Annotated in this window: 11 protein-coding genes; all 11 read right to left on the bottom strand. The window is 56.7% G+C overall.

Translation table 11 applies throughout. The features are described from left to right. Positions 1-8: 8 nt before the first annotated feature. The 11 genes from murA to rsmD all read right to left on the bottom strand — a co-directional run bounded on the left by murA (position 9) and on the right by rsmD (position 11428). Entirely contained in the window at positions 9-1256 is a 1248-nt protein-coding gene (gene murA / locus AB8996_RS05765) for a UDP-N-acetylglucosamine 1-carboxyvinyltransferase (protein WP_369298022.1), read from the bottom strand. Between the two features lie 125 nt (positions 1257-1381). Further along, the gene (murG, locus tag AB8996_RS05760; protein WP_369298021.1) at positions 1382-2515 is read right to left on the bottom strand and encodes an undecaprenyldiphospho-muramoylpentapeptide beta-N-acetylglucosaminyltransferase; all 1134 of its coding nucleotides are present in this window, start codon (positions 2513-2515) and stop codon (positions 1382-1384) included. A 33-nt stretch (positions 2516-2548) separates the two neighbouring features. Further along, on the bottom strand, positions 2549-3826 hold the full coding sequence (locus AB8996_RS05755) for an FtsW/RodA/SpoVE family cell cycle protein (protein WP_369298020.1): 1278 nt from the start codon (positions 3824-3826) through the stop codon (positions 2549-2551). A 169-nt stretch (positions 3827-3995) separates the two neighbouring features. Then, entirely contained in the window at positions 3996-4997 is a 1002-nt protein-coding gene (gene mraY, locus AB8996_RS05750; protein WP_369298019.1) for a phospho-N-acetylmuramoyl-pentapeptide-transferase, read from the bottom strand. Between the two features lie 48 nt (positions 4998-5045). Beyond that, positions 5046-7319, bottom strand: coding sequence for a penicillin-binding transpeptidase domain-containing protein (locus AB8996_RS05745; protein WP_369298018.1), 2274 nt, complete (start codon positions 7317-7319; stop codon positions 5046-5048). A gap of 155 nt (positions 7320-7474) precedes the next feature. Beyond that, complete coding sequence (locus AB8996_RS05740; RefSeq protein ID WP_369298017.1) at positions 7475-7993, bottom strand: hypothetical protein; 519 nt, start codon at positions 7991-7993, stop codon at positions 7475-7477. Between the two features lie 114 nt (positions 7994-8107). Then, on the bottom strand, positions 8108-9043 hold the full coding sequence (rsmH, locus tag AB8996_RS05735) for a 16S rRNA (cytosine(1402)-N(4))-methyltransferase RsmH (protein WP_369298016.1): 936 nt from the start codon (positions 9041-9043) through the stop codon (positions 8108-8110). 2 nt (positions 9044-9045) lie between these two features. Continuing rightward, entirely contained in the window at positions 9046-9465 is a 420-nt protein-coding gene (gene mraZ, locus AB8996_RS05730; RefSeq protein WP_369298015.1) for a division/cell wall cluster transcriptional repressor MraZ, read from the bottom strand. Positions 9466-9785: 320 nt separating this feature from the next. After that, entirely contained in the window at positions 9786-10265 is a 480-nt protein-coding gene (locus AB8996_RS05725) for an ATPase (RefSeq protein ID WP_369298014.1), read from the bottom strand. Positions 10266-10348: 83 nt separating this feature from the next. Continuing rightward, positions 10349-10846 carry a pantetheine-phosphate adenylyltransferase gene (gene coaD / locus AB8996_RS05720; protein ID WP_369298013.1) on the bottom strand — a complete coding sequence of 166 codons (498 nt, stop codon included), beginning with the start codon at positions 10844-10846 and terminating at the stop codon, positions 10349-10351. A 36-nt stretch (positions 10847-10882) separates the two neighbouring features. Further along, complete coding sequence (rsmD, locus tag AB8996_RS05715; RefSeq protein WP_369298012.1) at positions 10883-11428, bottom strand: 16S rRNA (guanine(966)-N(2))-methyltransferase RsmD; 546 nt, start codon at positions 11426-11428, stop codon at positions 10883-10885. Positions 11429-11983 lie beyond the last annotated feature (555 nt).

The raw sequence follows: 11983 nt of genomic DNA, 5'->3' as shown, positions 1-11983 counted from the left end.
CTGACTTTTTACGGTACTTCCTGGATCCTTGCGCCCAAATCTGCCAGCTTCCCGGCGATATCCTCATAGCCGCGGTGGATATATTCCGTGCCGCTGACCTCTGTTCTGCCGTAAGCCGCCAGCCCGGCGACTACCAGCGCCGCGCCGCCACGCAGGTCCGCTGCCTGCACGGGAGCGCCGGTCAATTTTTCCACGCCCTCTACCACTGCCACCTTGCCCTCTACTTTGATATTTGCGCCAAGGCGCTGCAGCTCGAAAGCGTGTTTATAGCGGTTCTCAAAAATGTTTTCCACAAAAATGCTGGTGCCTTTTCCCACTGCCGCCATGCTCATGACCAGGGGCTGCGCGTCTGTGGGAAAGCCGGGATAGGGCATGGTCCTGATATGCTTTACAGCGTCCAGGCGCCGGGGCGCCAGAATGCTCAGCGCGCCGCCCAGCTGCCGCACCTGGCAGCCCGACTCCTCAAAGGGCGAAAGCATGGGCAGGATATGGGAATTTTCCACGCCCCGCAGGGTAACGCTGCCGCCTGTGACCGCCGCCGCCGCCATATAAGTAACGGAAACGATGCGGTCGGGCATCACGCGGTGCTCGCTGCCGTAAAGCTCGGAAACGCCGTCGATGATGACACAGCTTTCCCCCGCGCCGTATATCCTGCCGCCGCAGCGGTTCAGGTATTCGGCAAGGTCGGTGATCTCCGGCTCCCGGGCGGCGTTGGCTATCACGGTCGTCCCTTCGGAGCATGCAGCCGCCAGCATGATGTTTTCCGTGGCGCCCACGCTGGGGAACGCCAGGGAGATATACGCGCCGCGAATGCCATGGGGAGCCTTGCAGTGCAGGCAGCCGCCGGATTCCGTGATCTCCACGCCCAGCTTTTCCAAAGCGGACAGGTGCAGGTCGATGGGGCGCGGTCCCAGCTCGCAGCCGCCGGGAAAGCAGAGCCTTGCTTCCCCGCAGCGGGAGACGATCGCCCCCAAAAACACGATGGAGGAACGCATGCCCCGCATCAGCTCATGAGGGACCTCACAGCAGCTGACGGCATTGTCCACGATCAGGGTATCCCCCTCCCGCGCGCAGCGGCAGCCCAAATGCTCCAATATCCGCACCGCCGTGTCCACATCGGTCAAATCCGGGCAGTTGTGCAGCACGGTCTGCCCCTTGCAGAGCAGCGCCGCCGCCAGCAGCGGCAGGGTGCTGTTTTTCGCCCCTTGGACGTCTATCTCCCCGCTGAGCTCAGCGGGACCGTCAATAAGTATCATAGGGAACACCTCGTCAGTATGAGATGTTATTATCTTATGAAATGTTCCCAAATGTGTTCTGGTCAGGGGCTTGTCCCATGGAGGCTGTTCCCCGGGATTTCTGCCGGAAAGCAGGATGTTCCGTTTTACTTTTTGCCGGACAGCGCCGCCTCTTTGATGACGCGGTAAATGCGCTCGTTGGCGTCCAGAATCTCCATTTTCCCGGCGCCTTCTCCCAGAGAAGCAAGGCGGTCGGGGTCGCTTAAAATTTTCTGGACCTTTTTCCAGAGAAGCTCTCCGGTCAGGTCCTTTTCCTCAATGATCTCCGCTGCGCCCCGCCGTACCAGCGCCATGGCGTTGTGGTACTGGTGGTTTTCCGCCACGTTGGGAGAAGGGATCAAAATGGAAGCCTTCGCTTTGGCTTCGATCTCTGTCAGCGTCATCGCCCCTGCCCTGCCGATCACCAGATCGGCAGCCGCCAGGCACTGGGGCATATTGTCGATATATTCCAGCAGGCGTATCTGCGGGTTCTTTTCCGGGGAAAGCCCCAGCTCCTTCACTTCATCCAGGAATTTCTCATCGTGGGCCCCGTAGCCGTGAATATGCTGGTACCTGCCTGTTTTGGCGCTTTCCGCCAGCATATAGGCGGCGGCGCGGTTCAGGGCGGAAGCGCCCAAGCTGCCGCCGAAGGACAGCACCACGGGACGGTCGTCCAGCCCAAGGGCTTGCCGGGCTTCCTCCTGCTGCGCCGCCAGCACTTCCCCGCGGACGGGGTTGCCGGTGATGACGCAGTGGACGGACTCGGCAAAATATTTCTGTGCGTCCGGCACCGCCAGCATGACGGTTTTCACGCTGTGCGCCAGCGCCTTGGTGGTAACGCCGGGATAGGCGTTGGATTCGTGGATCACGCAGGGTACCCCCAGCTTTGCGGCTTCCCGGATCACGGGTCCGCTGACATAGCCCCCCGTGCCGACGCACACGTCCGGCTGAAATTCTCTGATGATTTTCTTTGCTTCCGCCGTGGCCGTGAACATTTTGACCACGGTCTGGCAGTTCCTCACCAGGTTTTTCGGCGTAAGCTTGCGCTGAAAGCCGGAAATATGCACGGTTTTTATGGGGTAGCCAGCCTGTGCCACCAGCCGCTCCTCCATGCCGCCCCTGTTCCCCACATAGAGTATCTCGGCGTCCGGCTCCTTTTGCTTTAAGTACCCGGCGGCTGCCAGCGCGGGATTGATGTGCCCGGCGGTGCCTCCCCCGGTAAACAGGACTTTCATGACCATCACCTTATTCTTTCAAAATAACCCCTGGGGGGCTTATGTCTTCTCCACGGAAGCGCTGCGGGAAATATTCAGCAGCACGCCCATTTCGCCCAACAGCATCAGCAGCGCCGTGCCCCCATAGCTGAAGAAGGGCAGGCTGATGCCCGTATTGGGCAGGGTGTTTGTCACCACGCAGATGTTCAGCACCGCCTGAATGCCGACCTGGAACGTGATGCCCAGCCCCAGCAGCATTCCGAATTTGTCCTTGGCGTGAAGGGACACGTACATTCCCCGCCAGATCAGCAGGCTAAACAGGATAATGACCACCAGCGCCCCCACCATGCCCAGCTCCTCGCAGACGATGGCGAAAATGAAATCGTTCTGGGGCTCCGGCAGATACAGGTACTTCTGGCGGGACTGCCCCAGCCCTACCCCCAGCAATCCGCCGGAGCCGATGGCGTACAGCGACTGCCGGGTCTGCCATGTGTCGATCCCCTCCGGGGGATTGAAGGGGTCCAGCCAGCCATAAATGCGATCCAGCTGATAACCGCCGGAGGATACCACCAGGATCCCCAGCGCCGCCACTGCCAGAATGATAACAGCGCCAAAATAGCGGAACTTGGTGCCGCCCAGGAACATCAGTATCCCGCCCAGCAGGAAAATGATGATGGTGGCGGAAAGGTGGTTCTCCAGATAGATGAGCGCCGCCGGCAGACCGATCATCAATAAGAACGGCGCGACGCCGTGGCGGAAGGTGCCCATCTCGTCAATATGCTGGGAGATATAATGGGCGCACAGGGTGATGACGGCGAACTTGGCGACCTCCGACGGCTGGAACCGAATGCCCAGCTTGAGCCAGCGGTTGGCGTCGCCCTCCATAGGGGCAAGAGCCGTGCCCTTAAACGCCAGCACCATGATGAGCAGCAGAACGGAAATGCCGTAAAGCAGCGGCGCAATGCGGTGGAAGCGGTGATAGTCGAAGGTGGAGATCGCCAGCATGGCGATCACGCCCACAACGGCAAACATTCCCTGCCGCTGGATATAATAATAGCTGTTCCCACCTTCGTTATAGTAGCTGTAGGCATAGCTTGCGGAGAACAGCATGACAAGCCCTATCGCCAGCAGCACCATGATGAAAATGAACAGGGGCATATCAAGACCCATACCCAGGGAAAACAGGCTGTACTTTTTCGCCCTGCGCTGACGGCGCTCCTCCCGGGTGGGCTTCGGCTGGTTCCGCTCGTCCTCCGGCGGGGTATACTGGGGCAGCCTGCGCAGCCCTCTGGCGGCGCCGCCCGTTACTTTTCCTGCGGTTTTTCCGATGGAAGCCATTTGATTCCCCCTTTTCTTTCTAAAAATCATAAAGATAGTCTGCTCGAAAAGTATTCGGTTATGAGACAGGAAATACCGGAACGGGAAAACTCTTCCCGTCCGGCTTGTTCGCATTCCCTAAGCTTCCCTGGTGCAAAAATTTGAAAAATTCCCGTGAGGGCGGGTCTTATCAGCCAAACATCACGCAGGCAACGCCCAGCGCGCCGCCCAGCAGGGTGATGAGACCGAACACGGTGCATATCTTCACTTCGCTCCACCCACACATTTCAAAGTGGTGGTGGATCGGCGACATTTTGAACAGGCGCTTGCCGTGGGTCGCTTTGAAATAAGTGACCTGCAGCACCACGGAAAGGATCTCCAGCCAATACACGATCCCCATGGGCAGCAGCAAAATGGGCATATCAATACCGAACGCCAGCGCCGCTACCATGCCGCCTAAAAACAGCGAGCCCGTATCCCCCATAAACACCTTGGCGGGGTGGAAATTCCAGACAAGGAAGCCGATACAGGCGCCGGCGGAAGCCATGCCCATGGCGGAAAGCCCGGTCATGGAGCGGATCCCCGCGCACAGCCCCAGCGCAAGGAACACAAAAAAGGACACGGTGGAGTTCAGCCCGTCGATACCGTCGGTAAAGTTTACCGCGTTCACAAGCCCCACGATCAAAACAGCTGCTAAGATATAGTAACCAAAGCCCAGGTCGATCCTGCCCACAAAGGGAATGGTGGTCACGGTATTGCCGCCTGCCAGCGCAAGGGAGCCAAGATAGGCTGCGGCGACGAGGAACTGCAAGATCAGCTTCTGCCGTTCGGTCAGACCCAGATTCCGCTTTTTCACCACACCGATGTAGTCGTCAATAAAGCCGATGGCGCCAAACGCCACTGCCATACCCAAACCCGCAAAAACCTTTACCATCATCAGCGTGGTCTCAGAAGCGCCAAAGGTATAGAACAGAGGGATTCCCGCGCACACCGCTATGACAATGCCGAGAATGAACATCAAGCCGCCCATGGTTGGGGTGCCCTGCTTTTCCTTATGCCAGCTGGGACCTATCTCCCGAATGGTCTGCCCAAAATGAAGCCTGTGCAGAAACGGGATCATCCACTTTCCCAGCAGCGCTGTGATACCAAACGCCGCTATTGATACGCCAATGTACAGAATGTTGCTGTTCATGCTGAACCCCTCTTCTCCTTTTATCGTTCCACAATCTGAAAATTTTCTTTATTCAAGATGGACAAAGGTATCCGTACGAACATTATCCAGGAAGGTCAGGGAGATCACAGTCCCCTGCTTCACCATTGTCCCCTCCGGGATATCCTGCAGGCTGACGGTGGCGGAATCTGAGGCAACGCCGGAAACGCTGATCTGCAGCTGGCTGACGCCTGCCATATAGCTGGCGTTCGCCAAATCCATATCCCGGAAATTCGGGACCTCCACCAGGGTGTCGGATTCGCTGTAATCCTTGGTGTACAGCACCACCTTGCCGCCCTTGGGCACGGGAGAACCGCTTTCGGGGATCTGCTGGGTGACCACGGCGTCCCCGTCTTCCTCGGAACCGATCACGCTGTAGGACAAGCCCATGTCCTCCAGCTGCGCGTAGGCTTCCGTCAGGCTGAGCCCGGTAACGGTGGGAGACACCAAATCCAGATTGTCATATTCCTCATCGGTATATTCGGCTTCAATTCCCAGATAGGGCAGCACCTCTCCCATGATCTTGGAGAAAATGGGTCCTGCCACGGCGTTGCCGCCGGTCAGCCCGCCGTTCGCGGCGCCGTCCGGCTCATCAAAGAACACCAGCAGCGCGTACTGGGGGTCTTCCGCCGGGGCATATCCGCAGTAGGAAGCGATATACTGCATTCCGGCGCTGGGGTCTTCGTTGTATTTCGCGACCTTTTCCGAGGTGCCCGTCTTGCCGCAGACACGGTAGCCTGCCACATAGCCGCCGTTCGCCGTGCCGGAAGCCGCGTTGTACTGCAAAATAGAGGTGATGGATTCCGAAGTCTTTTCGGAAATCACCTGGCGCCGGTAGCCGGTGTCCGCTGTCTTGACGATATTGCCCTCGCTGTCCACAATGCGGTCCACCACATGGGGCTTTACCAGATAGCCGCCGTTTGCCACTGCCGCGCAGGCTGTGATCATCTGCACGGGGGTGATACTGAAGTTCTGCCCGAAAGCTTCCGTGGCAAGCTCGGCAGGTCCCATATCCTCCACGCTGTGGTACAGGCTGCCGGATTCGCCGGGCAGGTCGATCCCCGTCTGCTCCGTGAAGCCAAAGGCTTCCCGGTATTTGCAGAAGGTCTCCGCGCCCAGCAGGTCGCCCAGATGAATGAACCACGGGTTGCAGGAATTGTACAGACCCTCCCGGAAGGTCTCAGAACCGTGACCGCCATGCTTCCAGCAGCTGATACCGTCCTTTACGCCCTCCACCAGCATATTGCCGGTGCAGGTAAATTCGCTGTCCTCCGTGATGACGCCTTCTTCCAGACCCATGGCGCCGGTACACATTTTGAACACGGAGCCGGGATAGTAGGTGTCGCTGACCGCCTTGTTCCGCCATTGCTTGTACCAGGCCGCGGTGGTGGCTTCCTCCCGCTTCTCCTCCGGCAGAGCCTCGATCTCCTTGAGGATATTTTCGTCCTGAATGGTGAAGGGCTCGTTGGGGTCATAATTCGGGTTGACGGCAAGCCCGATGATACCGCCGGTGTTCACGTCCATCATGATGGCGACCGCGCCGTTTTTGATCTTGTACTTTTCCACGCCCTCCGCCAGATACTTTTCCAGAATGCTCTGCACGGTCTCGTCAATGGTAAGCACCAGATTGTTGCCGTCCTGGGCGCCGTTGTACTGCTCGTATTCAAAGGGCATATCCGTGCCCAGCGCGTTCTTCGCCGCTACCAGTCTGCCCGCCGTGCCGCGGAGCTCCTGGTCGTAGTAGCGCTCCAAGCCCTCCAAGCCCTGGGAATCCGACCCGGTAAAGCCCAGAATGTTGGAAGCTACCGTACCGTAGGGGTAGTAGCGCTTATAATCGGGGATCATGCGGACGCCGTTTTCGATTTCATTCTGCTCCAGAAATTCGTTGATCTCGTCCCGGACATTGGTTTCAATGCGCCATTTCAGATAGGAAAAATAGGAGCTTTCCCCCGTTTTCTCGTAAATTTCATTTTCGTCCATTTCCAAAATACGCGCCAGCCCGGAGGACACTGTGCGCCGAAGCTGTTCGTCGTCCTTCAAATAGTTGGGTTCCAGCACGACCGTCCACACACTGGCGCTCTGCGCCAAGATTTTCGTGCCGGTGGCGTCGTAGATCGTGCCGCGCATGGCGGGGACAGAGGTGCTTTGCAGGCTCTGGTCGATGGCGCGGGCGCTGAGCTCCTCTCCCCGGACGATCTGCCAGCGGAACAAATTGACCAAAACAAAGCCAAAGCCCACGAAGATCATCAGCCCCGTCAGCCATTTGGTACGCTTTGTCATTTTTTCCATATTGCCTTTTGCCATGATCGTCTCCTAATCTGTGAAAGGTCTCCGCGCAGCACGGGCGCGGTCCAAGTTTCTGGTATTTATATGCGGGAAAGCCGCAGGAAAAGAACCCTGTAAAATCAAAGAAAAACCGCCTCCACCCGGAAAGGCGGATCGTGGTTTCCCTTTTGTATTCACGCGAACCAGCTGCGGATAGCGGACAAAAGCCTGTCGAGAATCGAGCCGCCCTCGATATTCTGCATGACCTTTCCCTTGTCCTGCTGGGCAACGTTGATATAGCTGATCTGACGGCTGGATATCTTGCTGAGTCCCAGCTCATCGGCGGCGTATTTTTCCACCTCGGAATCATTCATTTTCCGGGCAGCCCGCATGTTGAGCTGCACTTCTAAACTCTGGCTTTCCGCCAGCTCCTGTGTGGCGGAATTGATCTGCTCCGTCAGCATGGCGAGCTGTTCCTGGCTGTACACCATGGCGACGGCGATCACCATAAAAGCGGAAAAGCTCAGGACCATCATTGCCGCCCGGAGAGGGTGGCGCTTGGGTTTCGCGTTTTTTTCCAGTTCCTTTTTGGGAAGCTCCACCACATTGGGCGCTTTTACCGGCTGCTCCCGCCGAGGCTCCCTGGCAGGCACCGTATTGTCATATCGAGGCTCGAACAAAGAAAAATCGTAAGCTTCCGCACGGCTTGCCATAGAGAGTTCCCCTTTCTTTCCTGTGATCTATTTTGGTCTGTTCTCCGGGGAAGCGTCCGGCGCTACCCGGCTGCTTCGGCTGCCCGCCGAAGCTCGCTTCCCCGGAAAACCATCTTAGCTTGTTTGAAGTTTTTCAATGACCCGCAGTCTGGCGCTTCTGGCTCTGGGATTTTCTTCCAGCTCCTCCGGCGAGGGGGTCAGCCCACGCTTGTACAAAAGCTTTCCCTGTGGTTTTCTGCCGCAGACACAGACCGGGAAATCCTTGGGGCAGATACAGCCCTGGCACCAATCGTTCATCTGCTGCTTGACGATCCTGTCCTCCAGGGAATGGAAGGTGATCACGGCAAAGCGCCCTCCGGGCTTCAAGATAGAGAACCCGGCTGCCAGCCCCTCCTGCAGTCTGTCCAGCTCGCCGTTGACGGCGATGCGCAGCGCCTGGAAAGTCTTCCTTGCGGGGTGCCCCTGCTCCCGCCGCACCGCCGCGGGAACGGAGGTCTTTATGATCTCGGCAAGCTGCCCGGTGGTTTCGATGGGAGTTTCCTCACGTGCCCGGCAGATGCCGCCTGCGATCCTGTTTGCGTTTTTGTCTTCGCCGTACCGAAAGATGATACTCGCCAGTTCTTTCTGAGACAGGGTATTGACCAAATCCCTGGCGCTGACGCCCTCCCGGCTCATGCGCATATCCAGCGGCGCGTCGTTATGGTAGGAAAAGCCCCGCTCCGGGGCGTCCAGCTGATAGGAGGAAACCCCGATATCCAGCAGTATGCCGTCTACCATGTCCATTCCCTGCCGTCTCGCCAGCTTGTCCATACGGCAGAAATTGCCCTGCACGATACGGGAATTGGGATAGGGCTTTAATCTTTCCCCCGCGGCTTTGATGGCGTCCGGGTCCTGGTCGATAGAGAGAAGCGTCCCTGTAGTCAATCGCCGCAAAATGGCTTCCGAATGACCGCCCCCGCCCATCGTGCCGTCGATGTACAGCCCATCGGGACGGATATTGAGAGAATCAATGGTTTCCTGAAACAGCACCGGCTTGTGATAAAATTCCATGCTTAGAACTCCAGGAAATTCATGGAGGCTTCCACATCCTCCTCCGTCTGCTGGGCGTTGTACTCGTTCCAACGGGCGGTATCCCATATTTCCGCCCTGGTGGCTGCGCCGATCACGGTCACGTCTTTTTCCAGCGCGGCATGCTCCCGCAGGCTCTGGGGAATGAGGATACGTCCCTGCTTGTCCGGCTCTACCTCGGCAGCGCCGGAGAAAAAGTACCGCTGAATGCTTTTGCCCTGTACCAGCGGCATGGCGGCGATCTTCTCCATCATGCGCTCCCACTGCTGAGCGGAAAACACGAAAAGGCAACCGTCTAAGCCCCTGCTGACATAGAACCTGTCACCAAGGTCTTCCCGGAACTTTGAGGGCACGGTCACGCGCCCTTTTAAGTCCATATTATGTTGATATTCACCCATCAACATAAAGCGCTTGTCCTTTTCCGAATAGAGTTCAACCGGCGGAAGGTCACTTTTGGGGGAACCGGGCGTCTTACCAGTCCGTTTCCACCACTTTTTAACCACTATGTGGAACTTTTACCCACTTTCCACCACTTGACAGCATTATTATAGCCCACCCCCCGGGGAAAAGCAACCGAAAAATACTTTGGGGAATGGGCGGAAAAGCCAGGCAGAATCTATGTTCGCTACTACTTCAAAGGGAACAAAAATTCCCCACACAATATCTTGTGTGGGGAAAACATCTGTTTGTTTTTGGTTTGTGAGGATTCAACAAAAATTATGAATTAAATTTGTGAATTTCTCTGAGAAGCTTTGATATTTTGTCTGGTTTTTCGCAGTTCTGCGAGACTTTCCGACAGGGATTCATCTGTTCTGCGCATCAGATCCTCCACATAATCGTTGCTTGCCTTCCGCATTTCCTTGAACTTTGCCTGAGCCTGCGCCAACAACTCGTTTGCCTTGACCTGCGCCTGGCGCACGATCTCGTCCTGCTCTATGAGAGCGTCCGCCTTTTCCTGGGCAACGCGCAGAATGGAATCGGCTTCCCGATGGGCTTCCTCGATAATCTGGGTGCGGTCCGCGACGATAGCCTTTGCCTTGCGCACCTCTGTGGGGATCTCTTCCTTGATCTCGTCCAATATCTGACGGACCTCTTCCCCATCGACAAACACCTTTCCGGCGGACAAAGGCATTTTCCAGCCCTTATCCAGCACGTCGTACATTTCCTCGATCAGGTCTTCGATGGTGGATTGATTATTGCTCATACTCAAAACCCGTTCCTTTCTTTCGCCGTGCCGATTTTCCCTTCGCCGCGGCGATGCTCCGCCCCTGTTGACAGGCGGGAATCTTAAAATTCTCTGTGGACACAGAGTCGGTCTTTGATGGTTTGCAGGATACAGGACGGCACAAAATGGGAAATATCCCCGCCGAAACCCGCTACCTGCTTCACCATGCTGGAGCTCAAGAACATATTCTCCGCGCTGGTCGCCATAAACATGGTTTCCAGCTCCGGATTCAGCTTTTTATTGGTCAGAGCCTGCTGGAACTCGTACTCAAAGTCCGACATGGCTCGAAGCCCCTTGATAATGGTCATAGCGCCTTTTTCCCTGGCATAGTCCGCCAAAAGCCCTGTGACCCGGTCGATCTCCACATTGTCGAGATGTTCTTCCTCACACACAATGCGCAGCAGCTCCATGCGCTCCTCCACAGAGAAGCTTGCCGTCTTACTGGGGTTCACCGGCACAGCCACAATGACCTTGTCAAAAATGCGGCAGGCACGGCTGATGATATCCAGATGTCCCAAGGTGACAGGGTCAAAGCTGCCCGGACACACTGCGATCCTCATACTGGTTCTCCCTTTCCGGCAAATTTGCTCCCGGCGCTACGCGGTACGCTCCCTGCGGTACGCCGTGAGAAGGATCTTTCCATAACGGTACTCCCTGCTTTTAGAAAACCCGCCCGCCGTATCGGGCAGTTCTTCCCGGAGGGGGTGCTCGCAGAAGATGACGCCCTCCGGCGACATATGCTCCGCTGTCAGCGGCAGCGCCTGCTGCAGCAGCCCGGTTTCATAGGGCGGGTCAAGAAAAGCGATGTCGAAAACGCCGCGCTCCCTGCTGAGAAAGGCAGCAAAGTCCGCCTGCACCACCTTTGCCCTGTCGGAAAACCCGGTGGCGGTCACATTCTTTTCCACCACCCTGATAGAATCCCGCAGCACGTCCACGAACACGGCTTCCGCCGCGCCGCGGCTAAGCGCCTCCAGCCCGATCTGACCAGAACCGGCAAAAAGGTCTAAAAACCTGCTGCCCTCCACGGAAAACTGCACGATGTCGAACAGCGCTTCCTTTACCCGGTCGGTAGTAGGGCGCACCTGCATTCCTTCCAGAGCGATCAGCTTTTTTCCCCGTTTCGTTCCCGTAATGATCCTCATATTTTTACTCGTGAAACCTCTCTGTGCAGGAAATAACCTTGCGACCCGACCGCAACTGTGCGGCAATCGAGAAACCTCTTTTTACTCGCGAACCCTCTCTGTACAGGAAATAACCTTGCGACCCGACCGCGGTTGCACCGTGGGCACTCGTGAAGCCTCTCTGTACAAACCACAGGAAAATCACCCGACCGCAGCTTTTTGCCCTTTCTAAACATCTAACATCTAACGACTAACAACTAATATCTAACGGCTAAGATGATTGCTTACAATCATTATCCTGAAAGCCACTTGGAAGAAAGGCGGTGCTTTTCGAACTTGCGAGAAAAGAGAGGTGTTTCACACCTCAGCCTTTCTTCTGGATGATCGCTTGCGAACATTATCCCATCTTTCCGGCAATCTGTCAACTGTTCGGCGCAATTTCTCCTGAATTTTCCTGATTTTCGGCAAAATCCTCATGGAAATACCGATACACACACAAGGCGGCAGGCTTCGTCATGCCCGGAGCCTCCTCCAATTCTTTCAGGTCGGCTTCGCTGATGGCGGTGACGGTCTGGA

This window comes from uncultured Neglectibacter sp. (assembly GCA_937958185.1).
Taxonomy (GTDB): Bacteria; Bacillota; Clostridia; order Oscillospirales; family Acutalibacteraceae; genus Acutalibacter.
The sequence above is the reverse complement of the archived record's forward strand: the minus strand, read 5'-3'. Positions and strand labels throughout refer to the sequence as shown.